Source organism: Bifidobacterium parmae, assembly GCF_002860365.1.
GTDB lineage: Bacteria > Actinomycetota > Actinomycetes > Actinomycetales > Bifidobacteriaceae > Bifidobacterium > Bifidobacterium parmae.
The window spans coordinates 53068-72896 of sequence record NZ_NMWT01000007.1; the positions used below are offsets into that span (position 1 = coordinate 53068).

Below are 19829 nucleotides of genomic sequence, written 5' to 3' on the forward strand. Positions count from 1 at the left end.
TCGAAGCACAATCTCACGTGAGACTCAGACGGCATGACATCGTGGCTACTCGCCGTCGACCTCGCCGTCGACCACCGGAATCCACTTGGCGTAGCCCTCCTCCTCCATGCGGGAGCGCGGCACGAACCGCAGCGAGGCGCTGTTCATGCAGTAGCGCAGGCCGCCGCGGTCGGCGGGACCATCCTCGAACACATGGCCGAGGTGAATCTGCGTGTCCGCCGTGCGGATCTCGATGCGCGGGCGTCCGGGCACGCGGTCGTCGGCATGCTCGGTCAGCGACGACGCCTCGATCGGCTTCGAGAACGCAGGCCAGCCACAGCCCGAATCGAACTTGTCGCGCGACGAGAACAGCGGCTCGCCGCTCACGATGTCCACGTAGATGCCCGGCTCGAACGTGTGGTCGTACTCGTTGACGAACGGGCGCTCGGTGGCGGCGTTCTGCGTCACCGCGAACTGTTCGAGCGTCAGATCCCAGATCTTCTCCACGTACTTCTGGCGGCGCTTCACGTTCGCGATCGCGGCGAGCGGGATATGGCAGTAGCCGCCGGGATTGTTCACCAGATAATCCTGATGATGCGCCTCCGCCGGATAGAAGTTGCGCAACGGCTCGATGAGCACGGCCGGGCGCTGCGGCTGGCGGTCGATCAGCTGCTCGATCGCCGCGATGTAGGTCGACTGCTGTGCTTGGGACGTGAAGAACATGCCGGTACGGTACTGGCGGCCGGAATCCTCGCCCTGACGGTCCACGGAGAACGGGTCGATGACCTCGAGGAACAGCAGCGAAAGCGTGCGCAACGTCACACGCGACGGGTCGAACGTCACCTTCACGGTCTCGGCGGCGTCGGTCTGGCCCGCGCACACCTGCTCGTAGGTCGGATTCTCGACGGTGGACTGCGCGTAGCCGACAGTCGTGTCGATCACGCCGTCCACGTTCTGGAAGTAGCGTTCCAGCCCCCAGAAGCAGCCGCCCGCAAAGTAGGCGACGTTCGCGGCGGGCGCGGAAGCCCCGCCCGTCACGTCCGTCGCGTCGTTCTTGTTCTCGTTCGTATCAGTCATACGCCCAAGACTACTTGCGCAAGGTCCTGAGCATGCCGGCTATCTCGCCGGGCGTGACGGACGGCACGTAGGCGTGCGTGACGGCCAGGCCGATCTGCGCGAGTTTCGCCGCATCCGGGTAGCACACGTACACGGGCTCCTCGCTCGGCTGGAACTTGCGTTTGAAGTTGAACAGCGAGTGGAATCCGTATGCGGGTTCCATCCAGTCGGCCACGAGCTGGAGCGCATGCTGCAGCACCTCGATGCCCGGGTCCATGCGCCCGGCACCAGCCTCGCCGGCACCGTCGGCCCCGGCGCCAGTCCCAGCGTCGACGCCATCGCCGCCGCCCGGCAGCGTGTTGTCCCGCTCCGGGTTCATGCCCGCCAGCGGCGCGGCGGACAGACTCATGAACTCGACGGCCGAGCCTGTCCCAGCCACCGAACCGGCCCCAGCCGAACCGGCCCCAGCCCCAGCCGAAACCCCCGCCGAAGCTCCCTCGTCCCGCAACCGTTCCGCCATGCGCGCGATCAGGAACTCCATCACGCCGTTCGGACTGTCCGGACGGTGCCGCATGAAGTCGAGCGTCCATCCGACGATCCGCCCGTCGCGCCATGTGGGCAGCCAGCTGGTCACGCCGAGCACGCGGCCGTCCGCGTCCATCGCGTACAGCAGCCGCACGCGCGGGTCGCGCAACTCCTCGACGCCACCCAACGTGAACTTCATCTCCGGCAACGCCTTGCCCTGCGCCCACTCCTCGGAGATGTCCTCGATCTGCTCGCGCACGTCGAGCGGCGCATCGAGGAATGTGGAGTACACGTCCACGACGCCCTGCCGCTTCGCCTTGTTGATCGCGGTGCGGATGTCCTGCCATTTCTTGCCGGTGGTCTTCCACTGCCGCGGGTCGACGACCATCTCGCCGCCCACTTCGATCGACTGCCATCCCATCGCGAGCAGCCGGTCGCGCTGTCCGCGATGCACCGCGTAGAACGCTGGCGTCAGCGACCGCGACGCGCAATACTTCGAGAACGCGATCAGATCGTCATCCCACTCGGACGGATCGCCGAACGGCCCGGTGCAGGTGAGCGCCACGCCGCCCCACACGCGGTACGCGACCGCGGACCGCCCGGAATCGGACATCCAATACTCGTTGCCCTCCCACGTGGTCATGAAGCTCATCGACTCGCCGCCGGCCTCGACGAGCCGTTCCGCGCGGGCGCGCGCACGCTCGTCGACCGCCGTCACGTCGCCCATCCACCGCACGACGACCACCAGCACGACGATCCAGAACACGAGTCCCACGCCCTGGTACACGATCGACGCGAGCAGCGTGACCGGCACGAACGCGAGCCGCACGTGACTGAGGAAACCGATCGGCAGGAACCGTCCCGGCAGCTCGGCGAGCAGCGCCGCGGCCGTGGCGCGCGGCGCGAACTCGCCCGGCAGCGCAAGACCGTACAACAGGTACACGGCCGTGCATGCGAGCAGCGCGAGCACGCACGCCGCCGCGCCGCCGGCCAACCGCCGCCATCCGACGCGCACCGGGAACCGGCGCAGGCCGACGAGCAGCGCCACGGCGAACGCGAACGGCGGCAGCGCGTTCGCGACGCACGCGGCGAACGCGCCATGGTCGACGAGCGAGTCGACGCCGTCCGGCGCGAACCGCAGCGGCACGACGAGATAGTAGGCGACCGCGACGCCCGCCGTGACGAGGTTCACGGCCACGGACAGCACCGCGGCGAACCGGCGGCCGCGGTACAGGCCCCACGCGAGCACGAGCGTGACGGCGGTGGGCAGCAGCGAACGCAACACCGCGCCGGGCATCGACGTGCGCAGCAGGTCGAACTGGAGGAAGCAGTCGGTGCGCGTGGAACCGGCGACGCAGCGGGCGAGCGTGCCGTCGTCGGCCGCGGCGGGGCTCATGATGAGTCCCAGCGTGCTCAACGGTCCGGCATGCGTGTGCGCGGTGATGGCGAGCACCGGGCCAAGCGCGAGCACGACGGCGATGGCCGCGTAGAGGCGGCGGATCTCGTATGAGGTGCCGCGCAGCCAGTGCCAGCGGGTTTCGGCGGACTCGGTTTCGGCGGTTGCGTCAGTCGCGTCAGTCGCGTCGAATCCGTCGGTTCCGGCGACGCGGGTCGCGCCCGTTCCGGCGTCGAACGCGCGCAGCCGCCGTTCGCGCTGGCGCATCACCGCGCCCGCGACATGACCGATGATCGCGGCGGCGAGGATGCAGTAGCCGCCGGGATTGCCGCTGTACAGCAGCGTGACCAGGATCGCCACGTAGCCGATGAGCCGGATGCGCTGCCGCCACAGGTGCGTGCAGTACGCGCTGGCGGCCATCAGCGCGCCGACCGGCAGCGTGAGCGGGCTCAGCACGAACGAGATGCGTTCGACGATGCGGGCGTCGTGCAGCAGCGACCCGGTCGCGGCGCACAATGTCAGCCCGACGATCACGCCGCCGAGCGCGCATGCGACGGCGATGCGCACGGTGCGCGCGCGTCCCAGCCATCGTTCGGCGATGGACAGCATGACGAGCCACAGCAGCGCGTCGAACACCAATTGGATGACGCCGCGTGCGAGGAACAGCGAGCACAGGAGCTTGCCGAGACTGAACTCGGCCATGCTGGTGTGCAGCCGCAACGGGAAGTCGAATCCGGTGACGGCCGCCGCGATCCACGCGACGAGGTTCACCGCCACGAACGCGAGGGTCGCGCCGACGGCGAACCGGTGCGCGGCCGCCCATCGACGCGCGTCGCCGGCGAGCGCCTGCCACGCCTGCGTGGTGGGCCGTGGTTTGCCGTCCTTCCGAGGCCGGCCCGACTGCCGGGACTGCGACTGCCCGGTCGTTCCGTTCCGTTGCGACTGCCCGGCCGTTCCGTTCCGTTGCGCCTGCTCTCCGCTCATTCCTGCACCTCCACTTGCGGGTACTCCTTGACGTTCTTCGTCATCGTGCCGAGTCCGGTGCGCGCGCCGAACCAGTCGACGCCGGGCCGCCACACGGCCTGCACCGCATGCCAGTCGTGGCCGTGGCCGGGCACGACGATCTCGGTCACGTCGCTTACGCCGGCCTTGCGCGCGGCCGCGGAGATCGTGCGCATGTTGCGCACGGAATCCGTGTCGCGCTCCCCCGCGCCGGCGAACAGTGCGAGTCCTCGCGCCTCGCCGGGGTCGAGCGCGGCGAGCGCGTTGACCGGCACCTGCGCGTCGTAGTCGGCGCGACGGCCGCGGAAGTAGTTCGTCGTCATGTCGGCGACGGAGCCGCTGGTCGGCTTGAGTTCGCCGTCGACGGGCAGCATCGCACCGTACAGTTCCGGGTGGCGCGGCGCGATCTGCGTCGTGCACGTGCCGCCCTGCGAGAATCCGCCGATCGCCCACATGCGCGGGGCGGTCGCGACGGGCAGCGTGCGTTTCGTCCACGCGACGACGTCGCGCGTGAGATACGTTTCGGCGTCGCCCTGGCTGGTGTCGGCGCACAGGCTGTTGTGCGTGTCGGCGCCGTTCTGGTCCGGCACGACGACGACCGGCGCGAGACCGTCATGCGCGGCGGCGTACGCGTTCATCATGCGCGCGAGGCCGGCGGCCGCGACCAGCCGCCCCGGACTGCCCGGCTGCCCAGCGAGCAGTTCCATGACCGGCAGCCGCGGCGGCCGCTTCGCGAGCGCCGCCGGCGGCAGGTACACCATCGCCTTGCGCGCGTTGAAATGGGATTCCGTGTTCGGGATGGTCACGGACAGTATGCGGCCGCGCGCGGGATGGTCCGGCGCGGCGTGGCGCGCGGCGGCGGCTCGCCACTGCGCGACCGTCATCGCCGCACGGTGGACGGTCACCGAGTCGAGCGACGGGTACGGCGTGTACCCGACGAGACTGCCGACGGTCTGGTATTCGCCGAAAATCGCGTCGATTCTGAGTCCGGTTGCGACGAGCGTGAGCGGGATGAGGATGACGGCGATCGCGCGGGTGATGCGGCGGGCGGCGGCGCGAGGCGCGCGACGACGATTCGCGACGACGATCGTGGCGGCGATCGCGCCGAGGCCGGCGAACCCGCAGGCGGCGGCGATGATGACCGGCCAGCCGAGCGAGACGCCGAACACCATGATGCCGTCGGAGAGGAACCAGGCGAGCAGCAGGCCGACGAGGCCGGCGGCGAGCGCGGCGACGGGGATGGCGAGCGCGGGGATGAGGGCGGTGGCAGTTGGAACCGTGACGCGGCGGATAATGCCGGACGAATCGGCGGCGGGATTGCCAGAGTCGGGGCGATCGGCGGGATTGCCGAAGTCGGGGCGATCGGCGGAATCGGCGGGATCAGCAGAATTGACGGAATCCGCGGAATCCGAGGAGTCGGTATTACCGGCGGCACCCGCGGGCTTGACGGGAGTCGGGCTGGAATCCCGAGTCGGGCGGACGAGCGCGATGGCGAGTGATATGACGAGCGCGATCGCGGCGCATGCGGTGACCACGAACACGGTCCGCGGCAATACGCCCCGGACCAGCGACACCTGCATCAGCCATGCCGACGACGCCGTATCCAATGTTGAGACCGAAGCAGAACCCATCCCGATCATCCCCATGACATACTTCACAATGCGCTTCACAATGCGCACGTAAGCCTAACGCGCGATTCAGGAAGAGCCGAGAAAACCCAAGCTTCTCCCCGACGATTCACATGATTCACTCAGGTACGGCACGCGGCTGTTGCTCCGCTCCCGCTGGCGCTCCGCAGACTCCCCACCTTCGCTCCCGCTGGCGCTCCGCAGACCCCCCACCTCCGCTCCCGCTGGCGGGAGCTGTCAGACGAAGTCTGACTGAGGGTGGTTCAACCTGAAAACGAAAGAGGCCGGCGCATCGGAGATAATCTCGATGCGCCGGCCTCTTCAGTTAGCTGGCATTGTTTCCGCGTCGCCCGTCTACTCAATCCCAAGGAAGGGGGACGTATGGGACGGACGGCGCAACACACAGCCGATTGGCGTACCTTCGGCAACGCGCCAGTCCTGCAATTGCGGACCGGCCTACGGCCGGACCCAAACCTGCCCTCGCTCGGCTTCCGCCTCACTCAGGCTGACGCTACGGACACCCCACCGGGGTGTCCGCTTAACGGCGTCTCCTCCGGCCCAGCAATTACGGACCGGCCTACGGCCGGACCCAAACCTGCCCTCGCTCGGCTTCCGCCTCACTCAGGCTGACGCTACGGACACCCCACCGGGGTGTCCGCTTAACGCGTCAGCCCTCAATCGCGATCTGGTGCTTGGACTCGACCTGCGGCTGGGCCTGCATCTTCGGAACCTGGATGCACAGCGTGCCGTTGTTGTAGCTGGCGTGGATGTCGGACTCCTTCACCTCGTCGCCCACGTAGAAGCTACGAGAGCAGGAACCCATGTAGCGTTCGCGACGCAGCCAACGACCGGACTCGTCCGAACCGCAGGCGCACTGCTCGCCCTTGCCCTCAGCGTCGGAGCCGTTCGCGGACTCCGGAGCCTTGTCCTCATGCTCGCTGGAACGCGAGGCGGACACGGTCAGATAGCCGTTGTTCAGCTCGAGCTTGATGTCGTCCTTCTTGAAGCCAGGCATATCGATGTCCACGTCGTAGCCCTTGTCGGTCTCACGCACATCCGTGGTCATCATGTTCGCCATCGTGTTCGCCGGCATCATGGAGCCCATCTGGTTGTCCATGTTGCGCCAACCCTCGAAGAACGGGTCATCGAACAGATCGGAGAACATCGTGTCATTCATCAAAGCCGGAAACATCGCCATAATCGGTACTCCTTCAACAAGGAGAGAACGCGGCTTGGCTACCATCCCGTCCGCCGCCCTGCCATAGGCGGCGAACCCGAACGGATATCGTGGCCGGTTCCGGAACCCCTTCCGGGGCTCTCACCTTCGCCTTTCACTTCACTCAATTCCCGGGACGGCGAATCATTCCACGGTTTTACCCACAGTGAACATGCGCGGGAATCGGCAAATATACCCGCGATCCGCAAACGTGTATAGTTCGCGGGGCAATGTGTATGGTTCAGAACGCAACCTGCATGGTTTTCGGAACAACCTGCATGGTTTTCGGAACAACCTGTATGGGTTCCGGGGCAATGTGCAGAAAACTGACGGCAACGTGTACGGTGTGGTGCTGAAGAACGCCGCGGCACAGACACAAGCGCCTGCGCAAAAGCCCGGAATTCCGCCAATCGTCCTACCGGTCGACAGAGCAAAAAAGCGACTCTTCACGCCTCCACCCCACAGGTTCGCTCAGATGGACTGCACATTCGGTCCGAAATCATGCACGTTCGCCCCAAGACCATACACGACCGGTCGAAAACCATGCACAACACCACGCAAACCATACACGTTCGCCAGAGAGCCGGTCCGTACGACCACCAGGTATACCGCAGCCCAAAAGGCAACGGAGCAGAGTACCCCGAGTAATCAACGCCGATCAGGCATCGGGATAGACACGGAAGGAATCGGCCCGTTCCGCCGCGCGACGCGGACCGCCTCCAGTACGGGAGCCTCTCCGGGAACCGGCACCCGCACGCATCCCGTCACCGTCTTCCGTCGGGATCTCGCGCACTTCCACATGCTCGACCTGCGACCAGCGGGGGCCGGTCTTCAACGCGCTGATCAACTGCGCGACAGAGCCCCGCGGACCCTGCGCCTCGACCTCCACCGAGCCGTCATACCGGTTGCGCACCCATCCGGAAAGCCCGCCGATCGCACGCACGCGCATCACCACGAAGTAGCGGAATCCCACGCCCTGCACCATGCCCGTCACCACGGCATGCACACGGATGATCTCATCACTCATCATGAATCATTCCAATCGTTCGATAAGTCCGGCGTCCCCTTCGCAAGGAAAGGAACGGGAAGGAAAAGAGGGCGGGGACTGGGAGCAACCGCGAAGGAGCGGAAGGGCCCGGGCGCGCGCCCGTCACCGCACCAGGAACACCATGGCGAGGATCAGCACGAATCCCACCAGATCGGTGGGCGTGAACACGGCCCCGAGGAACAGCACCGAGGAGACGGTGGCGGCGACCGGCTCGACCGTGCCGAGCATCGTGGCGCGCATCGCACCGACCCGCACCACGCCCGCGAGGAACAGGCCGAACGCCCCGAACGTGCCCAACACCACGGTGAACGCCATCAGCGCCCAGCCGAGCCCGTCGAACGAGGGCGATCCGGCCCACGGCCGCACGATCGGCAGCAGCACCAGTCCCGAGATGATGAACATCACGCCGTTGACCACCATGTTGCCCCATCGTTGCACGAGCCGCATCGGCAGGATCGACATCGCGCCGGTCGCCGCCGCGTTGACGAGCCCCCACACGAGTCCCATGGCCGGCAGTTTCAACGTGGCGAGGTCACCGCCGGTGGCGATGAGCACGGTGCCTGCGAACGCGAGCGCGACGCCCACGCTTTCACGCAATCCCGGCAACCGCCGTCCGCGGATGCAGACGAACAGCAGCACGAACAGCAGGTTCAGCGACTGCAAGACGGTGGCGGTTCCGGCGTTCGTCCAGTTGATCGAGGAGAGGTAGGCGACCTGCACGGCGAGCACGCATACGAGCGCGCACACGAAGAACGACGGATACGACTTGCGGTCGCGGACCGCGCCGGCGACGAGTCGCGGCGTGCGGATGCCGGCCGCGGCGAGGAACAGGACTCCGGCGAACAGTTCGCGCATGCAGGCAAGCCACAGCGGATCGACATGATACGGGCCCATCAGCACCTTCGACACAGTGGCGTTGCAACCCCACAGGAGGCCGCCGAGCAGGACGAGCCCGGCGCCGATCAGAATGTCGCGCGGCGTGCGTTCGAACGTGGGGGTACGCGTCTTCCCGGATTCCCTGCGCGATGGTTCCCCGTTCACGGATTGCCCGCGTGAGGCGCCTTGCTCTTCACTCATGGCTACCAGTATGGCACTTATGGCGCTGGAATCGGCACTATGCTGGGGCGTATGAGCGAAGCACACGAATCCAGGAAGCAGCCCCAGGGCAAGCCGCGGCCCGAAGAGAACGGGAACGACACCGCGGACGGCCTCAAGCCGGTGAGCACGAAGACGCGCACCGTCACCATCGTCGCGACCGTGATCGGTCTGATCGTCGTGTTCCTCGCATTGGGATTCTTCGTACATTGGGGACTCGCGGCGATCTTCGCGATCATCATGGTGCCGGGCGCGATCTCGATGGCGATCGTCGCACGTCACCCGGAGAAGACGGGCGGGCGCAGCATGCTCGGCGTTTCGAATCCGAACACGCTGCTCGAACCGTTCACGGGGAAGCGGAAGTAGGGGCCGCAAACGCGCGGTCTCTCCCCCAGTCGGCTTCGCCGACAGCTCCCGCCGGCGGGGGCCGATGACGAATCACATGGCTTGGGCGTTTTCGAGGAGGGCGGTCTTGAGGTCGGATTCGATCTGACGCATCTTGACCTGGGCGGCCTCACGGTTCGCCTTGCCCTGACGCTGGATCTGCACGGTCTCCTTCAGCGTGGCGATGAGCTCGGAGTTGATCTTCTCCAACGTCTCGATCTCCACCACGGACCGCTGGTTCGCCTTCTCCGCGTCCACCGCGCCCTTGTGCAGGGCGGCCGCGTTGCGCTGCAACAGCTTGTTGGTCACGTCGTCGGCCTTGTTCTGCAGGTCGAGCGCCTTGCGCTGGTTGGACAGGCCGAGCGCGATCACCATCTGCGACTTCCATACCGGGATCGTCGTAGAGATGGTCGTGTCGATCTTGTCGACGATGGTCTGGTCCGCGTTCTGGATGATCTTGATCTGCGGCGCGGTCTGCAGCGTGACGACGGAGATGCGGTCGAGGTCGTCGAGGCGCTTCTCGAAGCGGTCGAGCTTCGACTTGAAATCCTTGAGCAGCTGCGCCTGCATCGGGTCGCCGCTCTTCGCCGCCTCCGCCTCGAGCGCGGGCAGCTGCGTGGCACGGAAGTCGGCGAGTGCCTTCTTGCCGGCGAGCACGGTGATCTTGAGTTCGCGGTACTGCTGCGCGTTCTGCTCGTACATCGTGTTGTACATGGAGATGTCGGCGACGAGGCGCGCCTGCGCGGCCTCCAGCTTGGTGATGATCTCGTCGATCTGCGAGTCGACCTTCTGGTAGCGGCGGCGCAGCTTGTCGATGGAGACGGCGACCTGGCCGATGATCGGGATCTTGCGGAATCCGCCGAGTTCGGCCTCGTCGATGGTGACGAGCATCGTGCTGAGCAGTTCGCCCGCCTCGCCCGTGTCCTTCGAACGGGTTTCGGAGAGGATCTCGTCGGCGAACGTGCTGGTGGCGCGCTGTGCGTCCTTGCCGTAGCTGGATTCGATGCCGGTGCGCGTGAAGTCGATCTGGTCGGCCAGCTGCACGACGGCCTGCTGGTCGGCGGGCGGCAGTTTCGCGATCTGCTGGTCGGGGGTGAGCTGTCGCGCGTCGGCGACGGCCTGCGCGGCGGTGGGGACGAGTTCGCCGTTCGCGGCGGCGTCGCCCGGGCCGTTCAGTCCGGCGAGCGCGGGATTCGTGACCGTGTTGCCGCCGGAGAGGTCGGCGAGTGAGATCTGTTTTGCCATGATGATTGTGTTCCTTTCGGTGCAAGTTCCGTTCCTGTTGGCGGCTATCGCGATTCCGCTCCCGCTGGCGGGGGCTGTCGACGGTAGTCGACTGGGGTGGTCTGTTGGGTGAGTGAGCTGTTGACGGTAGTCGACTGGGGGTGGTCTGTTGGGTGGGTGAGCTGCTGGCGGGAACCACCCTCAGTCAGCCTGCGGCTGACAGCTCCCGCCAGCGGGAGCGGATCTCTCCCCCATCCGCTTCGCGGGAATGGGGAAATTGCCTCGCCGGAGGCGAGTCCGGTGCAACGTCACTGCGGCTGCGGCGTCACTCCTTTGAGGGCTTCGATGAGTTCCTGCATGGCGTTGTTGCGGGGCAGTTCGGAGACGGCGGGGATCTGGTCGAGCGTGCCGTTCACCTTGAAGCGTTTGATCGAGTCGGTGCCGGTGAAGTTGGCGGCGCGGAACCCGTGCTGCTCCCAAGCGAGCTTCTGAATCGCGGGCGATTTGAGCACGGTGAGCAGCTTCTCCCCCTTCTTGTCGAGCGCCATCAGCGTGTGCGTGCTCCACACGGTGGGCGTCGGGTAGACGATGACCACGTCGTCCTTGATCTGCTTGAACGCGTCCGGCTGGTTGGCGGCGAGGTCGAGGATCTGCGACTCGTAGCCGACCATCATCGGCTTGGAGCCGACGCCGAGCGTGAGGAACTGGTTGAACGAGTCCTCGGACGAGGTCTCCATCCATCCGGATTTCGCGAAGATCGACTTGATGGTCTCCTTGTCGCGGGCGAGCGAGTCGGTGGTGGCGGGCTGTCCGCCGTTGAGCACGTTGGCGATGAGCGCCGCGTACTCGTTGCCGGAGTTCGACTGGACCGGGTCGGTGGAGTCGATGCGGAACTGCCCGTAGCCGGCCTGGTAGCCGACGTCCGCCCACGTCTTGTCGTGCGTCATCGCGTCGACGGCCTTGGCCATGTCCATCGAGTAGACGCCGTCCTTGCTTTTGCTCATCAATCCGCCGGAGACGAGTCCGTCGGCGACGGCCTTGTGCGTGTACAGCACGATCGGCGAGTTGAACACGATGTCGCTCTGCGTGGCCTTCACGCCCTTGTCGGCGCCGTATTCGACGGCGGCGCGGGAGGAGGGGAACAGGTAGTCCATGCCCTTCGTGTCCGAGGTCATCATCGCGAGGCTGCCGGCCTTGCGGTAGTCGATGCTGAGACCCTGCGCGGCGGCGGCCTTCTGGAAGTCCGGATCGTCGAACAGTCCGATCTTCTCGCCGCCGAGGTAGCCATTCACCTTCACCGTTTCGACGGGCGCGGCCGGCTTGGGTTGCGCCTGCCGCCAGACGAGCGTGCCGCCGATGATGGCGACGATGGCGAGCAGCGCCACCAGTCCGATGATCTTCGATTTCGACAGTTTCATTGTTGTGATTCGACTTTCTGCTCTGGCTGCTCTGATGACTCGCCGGACCACCCCCCGGCATGCGGAGCCTGCCGACCCCCGCCAGCGGGGGTGGGGAAGGAAACCGCACCATCCCGCTCCCGCCGAACCGGGGCGGAGGAGAGGGCCTCATCATCCCGCTCCCGCCGAACCGGGGTGGGGAAGGAAACCGCACCATCCCGCTCCCGCCGAACCGGGGCGGAGAAGGGGGCCACATCATCCCGCTCCCGCCGAACCGGGGCGGAGAAGGGGGCCACATCATCCCGCTCCCGCCGAACCGGGGCGGAGGAGAGGGCCTCACCATCCCGCTCCCGCTGGCGGGAGCTGTCGGCCGCAGGCCGACTGAGGGTGGTCCCCGGCCCGGAAGGGGCCGCGGTCTGGTAGCCGTCCATGCTGGCGAGGCGTTGAATCGCGTCGGAGTCGGCGGCGATGCCGAGCGTCTTCGAGCTGACGGCGCGGCTCAGTTCGCCGGCGGCGGTGCGTTCCAGCACCTGCAACGCCTCGATGGTCTCGCCCCTCGCCTTGTCGATCTGGTCCCGCGCGCCGGACGATTCGACGTCCACGTAGGAGCGCAGCAGTTTCTGCGTCTGTTCGCCGTACACGGTGATGTAGTGGCGCAGAATCTGATACGCTGACGTGTCCTTGGCGACGTAGTCGACGAGGCTGCGCGTCGCGGCGACGAAATCGTCCGCCTCCGCCTTCACCTGCGGGTCGTTCACCTGCCGCGTGAGCATGGCGATCGCGTTGAGGCGCGAGTTGGCGGCGTCGATCGCGTCGGCGGCCTTCTGCCCGTTGGGCAGCGCACTGGCAAGCATGTGTCCGATGCGCCTCTCCGGCTCGGTGAGCGTCGATCCGGCGACGTAGCCGAGCGCGGCGAGCAGGAGCGAGACGATGAGTCCGACGAAGCCGCCGCCGGAGACGGCGAAGCCGAGCGCGGCGAGCACGCCGCCGGCGATGATTCCGCAGATGATCTGGAGCATCAGTTGAATCCCTTGACGGTGCGGAACACGTCGGCGAGGTCGCCGGTGCGGCCGTCGAACACCTTCGCGTTCGACATCTTCGCGATCGGGTCGAGCTGCGCGGAGTCGGCGTCGCCGAACATGATCGAGAAGATCGGCACGTCGAGCTTGGAGTCCTTGTATTGGGCGAGCGCGGCGTCACGGTTGCTGACCTCGGAACGGCCGTCGGTCATCAGCACGATCGCGGTCGTGTAGTCGTTCTTCTGGCCGGCGCCCGGCAACTGCTGGTACGCGGCTTCGAGGCCCGCGTAGATATCGGTGCCGCCGTCGGCAGCGGTCACGTTGGCCGTGTTGAGCAGGTCGCCGGTGTTGGCGCCGTCGGCGCGGACCGGATCGTGCGGGGCGCTTTCGAACGGGATGAGGATGTTGACGTCGTTGCCGGCGGGCTGGATGTGCGCCTTCGCGGATTCGGTCGGGTCGAGCGCCGCTGTCAGGCCCTTGACGACGCCGTTCTTGCCGTCGCCGCTCATCGAGCCGGAGTAGTCGACGACCCACACGGTCCAGCTGGGCTTGCGCAGCGCGGTCTGGTACACGTCGAGCGCCTTGGTGATGGTCTTCGCGGTGGGCAGCGGGATCGCCTTGAGCGTGCTCGCGTCCGTGTTGATGCCCCATTCGGCGCGGAACGACTGCTTGACCTGGCCATCGGAGGCGTAGGTGAGGGCGCCGCCGAGGCCGGTGCGGCGGCCGGCGCGTTCGAATTCGAGCTTGGAGTCCTTGGAGCGCAGCGCCTTCGCGAACGCGTCGTACGCCTTGCGCTTGCCAGAGCCCTGGCCGCGGTCCACGTAGCCGAGTGGCGAATCGGACACCGCGATGCCATCGGACGGGTAGATGGTGAGCAGCGGATCATGGCCGTTCTTGGTGAGCGTCTTGTCGGCCTGGATGACGAGCGACTCGTAGTTGACCATCGAGTCGAACCGGTCGGGGCTGGCGACGACCATGTCCTTCAGCCAGTCGGAGGAGCCGGAGGAGCGGTCGACGCCCTTGAGCAGCTGCGCGACCGACGAGGTGAGCGAGCTGTCGGCGAGGTCGGAGTCGGTGATCGGGCCGGTGCCGCCGCGCAGCGCGGTCATGAACGCGAGGTACGCGGAGGCGCCCGAATTGGACTGCGTGGCGGAGGTCATCGAGAACTTGAGGTCGCCGCTCTGCACCTTGGCGAGCACGTCGGCGGTGGAGACGGCCTTCGTCTTGCCGGAGGAGTCCGCCCAGCCGAGCTGTTCGGCCTTCTTCTTCGCGATGCCGAACACGATCGGCGTGGTGGACGTGCTCTGCGCGTCCTTGACGAGATGCTTGGTGTCGCCCATCGAGATCCACATCGAGGAGGCGGGCCAGACGGCATCGTATTCGGCGGCTCCGGATTCGAGCACGTTCATGATGTCGAGCGACCCCATGTAGTCGACGGTCACGGTCACGCCGGACTCGTCGGCGGCCTTCTGGATCGCGTCGGCCACCTCCTTGTTCTCGGAGCCGGAGGCGATGCGGATGTCGCCCGCCGATCCGGAGCCGGGCTTGAACGTCTGCGTGGTGCCGCCGTTGCTCGTCGACGAGGCGCCGGCGGGGGCGGACCCGTTCCCCGAACCGTTGCCGGACCCGTTCGACCCGTTGCCGCCCGACGCGCATCCGGTGAGCATCATGGCGGCGGCGCAGATCACTGCCGCCGCTGCGGCGATTCGACGGCGAAACCCAACTTTCTTATCCATGGTTCCATTGTCGAACGCGGTTCTTTCGTCACCGGGACCGCCAAGCGACATCAAGGTGAACAATGGATGAAAAACTACACCCGCCTACGTAGGTTGCAGCGCGTCCGCTAGTCCTCGGCGAGAACCTTGTCGCCGTAGAAGGCGAGGATGCGCTCCAGGTACGGCCCGTAGACCGTGTTCGGCATCGAGAACACCTCGTGCTCCGAATCGGGCAGGTGCACGAGCGTCGCCTGGCCGGAACCGTCCTTGACGCGGCGCACGAACTCGGTCTGCGGCTGGTTGCGCACCCAGATGTCGTGCCCGCATTGGAACAGCAGGATCGGCGTCTCGATCTCGGCGCAGGCGGCCGGCGCGAGCACGGCGCGGTTCATGTGCATCGCCTGCCGCACCCATTCGAACGAGGCGCAGTACGTCTGGTATTCGGGATTGTCGCAGCGCAGCTCATGGTACCAGCGTTCGCGCGGTTCGCTCGACAGCTGGTAAGGCCCCAGGTCGAGCACGCCGTCGAAATCCTTCTGCCCGAACACGCGGTGGCGTCCCAATCCGCACGCGCACAGCGTGCCGACGAGGGCGCGCGTCAGCCACATCGGCATGCCGGTCTGCGGCGCGATCATCGGCGCGGACAGCACGGCCCGGTCGAACAGCGACGGGTAGCGTTCCAGCACGGCCGCGCCGATGCCGCCGCCCATCGAATGGCAGAACAGGTTGAGCGGGCGTCCGTCCGCATACGACTGTCCGATCGTCTCGGCGAATCCGGCGAGGTCGGCGACGTACCGCCGCCAGTCGTCGATCCAGACGAGGCACGGATTGTCGACGTCGCGCGCGGACTTGCCGTGCCCGCGATGGTCGAGCACGCACACCGAGTAGCCGGCGAGCAGGAAGTACCAGACGAGTTCGTCGTATTTCTCGGCGAACTCGGTGAACCCGTGGCTGATGACGATCGCGCCGCGGAAGGCGGCGGTGGCGCCGGCTTCGCGCTGCGCGTCGAACTTGGCCGCGTCGTAGCACAGGTAGTGCAGCTGGCCGGAGCGGCCGCCGGTGTCCATGTTGCCGGGCAGCGGTTCGAGCCCGGCGGCGCGCTCGGCGGCCGACGGGTCGAACCAGCCTTCGTCGCGGCACGCCTCCAACGCGGGGATCACGGTGCCGCGCATCGTCTCGGCGTATCGGCGTTCGTCGATCATGTTCAGCTGCGTCATGCCGCCCATCCTACGCGAACCTCTGCGGACCTACGCGAGCGCGTTCTTGAGGAAGTCGCGTTGCAGGGTGAGCAGGTTCTCGGCGACGGTCTCGTCGTTGGTCATGTGGGTGATGCCGGTGAGCGGGAGGAACGTGTGCGGGCGGCCGGCGGCCATCAGCGCCTGGGAGAGGCGCAGACTGTGCGCGATGGTCACGTTGTCGTCGGCGAACCCGTGGATGATCATGAGCGGGCGCGAGAGTTTCGGCGCGTCCGCGACGATCGAGTTGCGTTCGTAGACCGCCGGGTCGAGGCCGAGGTAGCGCTCGGTGTAGTGGGTGTCGTAGAGCGTCCAGTCGGTGGGCGGCGCGCCGGCGCACGCGGCGGCGAACACGTCGGGCGCGTCGAGCACGGCGAGCGCGGAGAGGAATCCGCCGTACGACCATCCGATCATCGCGACCCTATCGAGGTCCGGCGCAGGAATCGGCGCACCACCCATTCCCTCCCGCTGGCGGAAGACGGCATCACGGGACACCTCCACTTCCTCCCGCTGGCGGAAGACGGCACCGCGGGTCTCCTCCACTTCCTCCCGCTGGCGGAAGACGGCACCGCGGGTCTCCTCCACTTCCTCCCGCTGGCGGGAGGTGGCACGCAGTGCCGGAGGGTGGTCGACGGCAACCCCATCACCACCCACGACACCACCCTCAGTCGGCTCCGCCGACAGCTCCCGCCGGCGGGAGCGGGACTCGCCGTCCGCGTTGAGCGCGGCGACGGCGTCGGGTAGGGCGCGGACGGCTTCGACCTGATCGGCGAGGGTCACGTCCTTCATGTTCTCGAAAATCTCGCGGTCCCAGCGAGGCCCGCGGCCGGTGGTGCCGCGGCCGTCCGCGGTGACGACGAGGAAGCCCTGATCGGCCCACCATTGCGCGTCCCAGTAATAGGACTGCGCGGCGACGACCTGCTGGAATCCGGGGCCGCCGTACGGTTTCATCAGCACGGGCAGCTTCTCGGCGTGCGCGTATGGGCTGTTCGCGCTCGGCGCGACTATCGCCGTGTACAGGCGATGCTCGCCGAGCCGCGTGAACGTCACGTTCGGCGTGAAGCCGGGTGCCGCCGCGTGGTTCGCGATCGTCGCGGCGAGGAAGGCGGAGGTGACCCCGGCAGCATCCCCCTCCCGCTGGCGGAAGACGGCATCGCGGGACACCTCCACTGCCTCCCGCTGGCAGGAGGCGGCACCGCGGGACACCTCCACTTCCTCCCGCTGGCGGGAGGTGGCACGCAGTGCCGGAGGGTGGTCGACGGCAACCCCATCACCACCAACGACACCACCCTCAGTCGGCTCCGCCGACAGCTCCCGCCAGCGGGAGCGAGATTCGGTCTCATCCACGTCCTCCCGCTGGCGGAAGACGGCATCACGGGTCTCCTCCACTTCCTCCCGCTGGCGGAAGACGGCATCACGGGTCTCCTCCACTTCCTCCCGCTGGCGGGAGGTGGCACGCAGTGCCGGAGGGTGGTTGACGGCAACCCCGTCACCACCCACGACACCACCCTCAGTCGGCTCCGCCGACAGCTCCCGCCAGCGGGAGCGGGAACCGTCGTTCGCGTCGAGCGCGGCGGCCAGCGAGTGTTCCATCGTGACGCCGGGAACGGCCATGGAACGGCCGGAGACGACGATGCCGCGGCCGGCGCGCGACGCGGTCCATACGCCGGGCGTGGTCGTGACCGGCGTCGTCGAGCCGTCGTAGCCGAGACTCACCACGTCGAAGCTGCGGGCGTCGCGCTGGACGACGGCGAGCACGTCGTCGTCGGTCACGTCGAGCACGGTGCGCACGTTCCAGCCGAGCGGCGTGAACGCGTGGCCGTCGACGGTGAGCCGGTTCGTGTCGCCGGCCATGTCGTTCCACGCGCTGACGAGACGCCCGTCGGGCGTGAGCGCGGGCGTGCCGGCGACGAGGTCGATCCACTGGTCGTTCGCGTGCTCCTCCATCACGTGGGTGGAGCCGAACGGATGGTCGGCGGTCGGGCGCGCGACCGTGACCTGGAGCACCTGGTCGCGCGTCTGGCGGCGGTTCTGGACGAGCACGATCGGGTCGTGGCCGCGCGTCCAGCGCACGGCGGCCACGTATTCGTAGGATTCGTTGTCCCAGTCGACGTCGGCGTTCGCGAGGATGCCCGTGTAGCGTCCGTCCGCGTCAAAGTCGAGCGTGAGCGCGGTCAGGTAGACGTCGGCGTTGCGGGTGAGCGCGCGCGGGTAGCGGCGGCCGGCGGCCGGCTGTTCCGGGTCGGCGGGATCGGCGATGTACCAGGTGGGTTCGTCGGCGGTGTTGAAGGATTCGAAGAGCACGTGATGCGAGTCGGGCGCCCACCAGAAGCCGTCGTAGCGGTCCATCTCCTCGCCGGCGACGAATTCGGCGAGGCCGATCCGCCACGTGTTCTCGGCCGGGTTGCCGTCCTCGTCCTCGACGGAGACGCCGTAGATCGCGGTCACGCGGTCGTCGAGCGGCTCGTAGTCGTCCTCGTGACCACCCTCAGTCGGCTCCGCCGACAGCTCCCGCCAGCGGGAGCGGGAATCGGTCTCGTCCACTTCCTCCCGCTGGCGGGAGATGGCACCGCGGGTCTCCTCCACTTCCTCCCGCTGGCGGGAGGTGGCACGCAGTGCCGGAGGGTGGTTGACGGCAACCCCGTCACCACCCGCGACACCACCCTCAGTCGGCTCCGCCGACAGCTCCCGCCAGCGGGAGCGGGAATCGGTCTCGTCCGGCCAGTCGCCGATGTCGACGAGCATGAGCCGTTCGCCGGTGGTGTACAGCACGTGGTCGCCGTCCGGGCTGATACGCGGGTTGAGGACCGGCGTGTACAGCGCCGGATCCTCGTCGAGCCATGCGCCGGCGAGTTCGCGCGTGGCGACGTCCGGCGCGGCGACGTGGCCGCGGCTCCGGGCCGCGCCGTCGCCGGTCTCGTCGCCGGTCCCATCGTCGCCGGCACCGTCGCCTTCCGGCATCTCGTCGTTCCAGTCGATTTCGGTGAGGTACAGGCGGCCGTTGATGGTGAACACGACGCGGTCGCCGTCCTCGCACACCGAATAGGAGACGATGCCCGTGCCGCCTTCGCGGGCGCGTTCGCGGCGGGCCTTCTCCTCGGCGGGCACGTCCTCGCTGTCCGCGTGCGCGCCGAGCAGGTCGCGCGGGTCGGCGAGCTTCGTCTCGTGGTGGCGGCCGTCCGCGTCGAACCAGCTGAGCCACAGGGCGGTCACGAGGTCCTCGGGGCCGTCGGAACGCAGGAACAGGGCTTCGGAACCGTCGCCGATCACCGTGGCGGATCGCGGGGCCCCGCAGGTGAACCGCAGGGTGCGCGCCTTCGCGCGGGGGAACTCATCGATAACACTCATACGGGCCACGATACCCGCACCCGCGTGGAGGCCCCGGCGGCCGACCACGCCCGTCGCCGCTCACGAGACCACCCCCAGTCGGCTCCGCCGACAGCCCCCGCCGGCGGGGGCGAGGTTTCTGCCGGTCCGATTGCGCGACCACCCCCAGTCGGCTACGCCGACAGCCCCCGCCAGCGGGGGCGAGGTTTCCGCCGGTCCGACTGCGCCGACAGCCCCACCAGCGGGGGCCAAAATCGCGGGACGTCTGCTTCCTCCCGCTGGCGGGAGGTGGCACGCAGTGCCGGAGGGTGGTTGACGGCAACACCATTGCCGCTCACGGAACCACCCCCAGTCGGCTCCGCCGACAGCCCCCGCCAGCGGGGGGCGGGGTTTCCGCCGGTCCGATTGCGCGACCACCCCCAGTCGGCTGCGCCGACAGCCCCCGCCAGCGGGGGCGGGAAGGAACCGGGCGGGCACACCAAGAAGGCGGGGGGCGGGAAGGAGCCGGGCGGGAAGGAGCCGGGCGGGCGGGAAGGAACCGGGCGGGCACCGAAATCGCGCGAAGTGGGCGTTGGGTGGGGAA

Annotated in this window: 12 protein-coding genes and 1 pseudogene; 1 reads left to right on the forward strand and 12 read right to left on the reverse strand. The window is 67.7% G+C overall.

Annotation, left to right across the window (positions count from 1 at the left end; translation table 11 throughout):
• Positions 1–45: 45 nt before the first annotated feature.
• The 6 genes and pseudogenes from msrB to Uis4E_RS03375 all read right to left on the reverse strand — a co-directional run bounded on the left by msrB (position 46) and on the right by Uis4E_RS03375 (position 8927).
• Positions 46–1056 carry a peptide-methionine (R)-S-oxide reductase MsrB gene (msrB, locus tag Uis4E_RS03350; protein ID WP_101621851.1) on the reverse strand — a complete coding sequence of 337 codons (1011 nt, stop codon included), beginning with the start codon at positions 1054–1056 and terminating at the stop codon, positions 46–48.
• 10 nt (positions 1057–1066) lie between these two features.
• Positions 1067–3940 (reverse strand): bifunctional lysylphosphatidylglycerol flippase/synthetase MprF, encoded by a 2874-nt coding sequence (locus Uis4E_RS03355; protein WP_165784829.1) that lies wholly within the window; start codon positions 3938–3940, stop codon positions 1067–1069.
• Complete coding sequence (locus Uis4E_RS03360) at positions 3937–5589, reverse strand: alpha/beta hydrolase (RefSeq protein WP_243394301.1); 1653 nt, start codon at positions 5587–5589, stop codon at positions 3937–3939. Before Uis4E_RS03360 ends, Uis4E_RS03355 begins: the two co-directional genes overlap by 4 nt.
• Before the next feature lie 664 nt (positions 5590–6253).
• Positions 6254–6784 (reverse strand): Hsp20/alpha crystallin family protein, encoded by a 531-nt coding sequence (locus Uis4E_RS03365; protein ID WP_101621853.1) that lies wholly within the window; start codon positions 6782–6784, stop codon positions 6254–6256.
• Positions 6785–7571: 787 nt separating this feature from the next.
• Positions 7572–7832: pseudogene (locus tag Uis4E_RS03370) on the reverse strand (acylphosphatase); the annotation flags it as partial.
• A 120-nt stretch (positions 7833–7952) separates the two neighbouring features.
• Positions 7953–8927: a DMT family transporter gene (locus Uis4E_RS03375; protein ID WP_101621855.1), complete on the reverse strand. Its 975-nt coding sequence runs from the start codon at positions 8925–8927 to the stop codon at positions 7953–7955.
• Positions 8928–8978: 51 nt separating this feature from the next.
• On the opposite strand from Uis4E_RS03375, the gene Uis4E_RS03380 reads away from it, so the two are divergent.
• Complete coding sequence (locus tag Uis4E_RS03380) at positions 8979–9311, forward strand: hypothetical protein (RefSeq protein WP_243394302.1); 333 nt, start codon at positions 8979–8981, stop codon at positions 9309–9311.
• A gap of 72 nt (positions 9312–9383) precedes the next feature.
• Here Uis4E_RS03380 and Uis4E_RS03385 read toward each other — a convergent pair whose 3' ends face one another.
• From Uis4E_RS03385 to Uis4E_RS12160, 6 genes are all read right to left on the reverse strand, one after another.
• Entirely contained in the window at positions 9384–10574 is a 1191-nt protein-coding gene (locus tag Uis4E_RS03385; protein WP_243394303.1) for a toxic anion resistance protein, read from the reverse strand.
• Positions 10575–10861: 287 nt separating this feature from the next.
• Complete coding sequence (locus Uis4E_RS03390) at positions 10862–11971, reverse strand: substrate-binding domain-containing protein (RefSeq protein ID WP_101621856.1); 1110 nt, start codon at positions 11969–11971, stop codon at positions 10862–10864.
• Complete coding sequence (locus Uis4E_RS12155; RefSeq protein ID WP_243394304.1) at positions 11968–12969, reverse strand: hypothetical protein; 1002 nt, start codon at positions 12967–12969, stop codon at positions 11968–11970. The genes Uis4E_RS03390 and Uis4E_RS12155 overlap by 4 nt, the downstream gene beginning before the upstream one ends.
• Positions 12969–14705: a substrate-binding domain-containing protein gene (locus tag Uis4E_RS03400; protein WP_243394305.1), complete on the reverse strand. Its 1737-nt coding sequence runs from the start codon at positions 14703–14705 to the stop codon at positions 12969–12971. Before Uis4E_RS03400 ends, Uis4E_RS12155 begins: the two co-directional genes overlap by 1 nt.
• 107 nt (positions 14706–14812) lie before the next feature.
• Positions 14813–15910, reverse strand: coding sequence for an alpha/beta fold hydrolase (locus tag Uis4E_RS03405; protein ID WP_101621857.1), 1098 nt, complete (start codon positions 15908–15910; stop codon positions 14813–14815).
• 21 nt (positions 15911–15931) lie between these two features.
• Complete coding sequence (locus Uis4E_RS12160; RefSeq protein WP_243394306.1) at positions 15932–19267, reverse strand: S9 family peptidase; 3336 nt, start codon at positions 19265–19267, stop codon at positions 15932–15934.
• Between the last annotated feature and the right edge of the window lie 562 nt (positions 19268–19829).

Bases quoted from the DNA above. Each gene is read 5' to 3' on its own strand.
- Uis4E_RS03385 (WP_243394303.1), bottom strand. From the start codon at position 10,574: ATGGCAAAACAGATCTCACTCGCCGACCTCTCCGGCGGCAACACGGTC.
- Uis4E_RS03355 (WP_165784829.1), bottom strand. From the start codon at position 3,940: ATGAGCGGAGAGCAGGCGCAACGGAACGGAACGGCCGGGCAGTCGCAA.
- msrB (WP_101621851.1), bottom strand. From the start codon at position 1,056: ATGACTGATACGAACGAGAACAAGAACGACGCGACGGACGTGACGGGC.
- Uis4E_RS03390 (WP_101621856.1), bottom strand. From the start codon at position 11,971: ATGAAACTGTCGAAATCGAAGATCATCGGACTGGTGGCGCTGCTCGCC.
- Uis4E_RS03380 (WP_243394302.1), top strand. From the start codon at position 8,979: ATGAGCGAAGCACACGAATCCAGGAAGCAGCCCCAGGGCAAGCCGCGG.
- Uis4E_RS03360 (WP_243394301.1), bottom strand. From the start codon at position 5,589: ATGGGTTCTGCTTCGGTCTCAACATTGGATACGGCGTCGTCGGCATGG.
- Uis4E_RS12160 (WP_243394306.1), bottom strand. From the start codon at position 19,267: ATGAGTGTTATCGATGAGTTCCCCCGCGCGAAGGCGCGCACCCTGCGG.
- Uis4E_RS03400 (WP_243394305.1), bottom strand. From the start codon at position 14,705: ATGGATAAGAAAGTTGGGTTTCGCCGTCGAATCGCCGCAGCGGCGGCA.
- Uis4E_RS12155 (WP_243394304.1), bottom strand. From the start codon at position 12,969: ATGCTCCAGATCATCTGCGGAATCATCGCCGGCGGCGTGCTCGCCGCG.
- Uis4E_RS03365 (WP_101621853.1), bottom strand. From the start codon at position 6,784: ATGGCGATGTTTCCGGCTTTGATGAATGACACGATGTTCTCCGATCTG.
- Uis4E_RS03405 (WP_101621857.1), bottom strand. From the start codon at position 15,910: ATGGGCGGCATGACGCAGCTGAACATGATCGACGAACGCCGATACGCC.
- Uis4E_RS03375 (WP_101621855.1), bottom strand. From the start codon at position 8,927: ATGAGTGAAGAGCAAGGCGCCTCACGCGGGCAATCCGTGAACGGGGAA.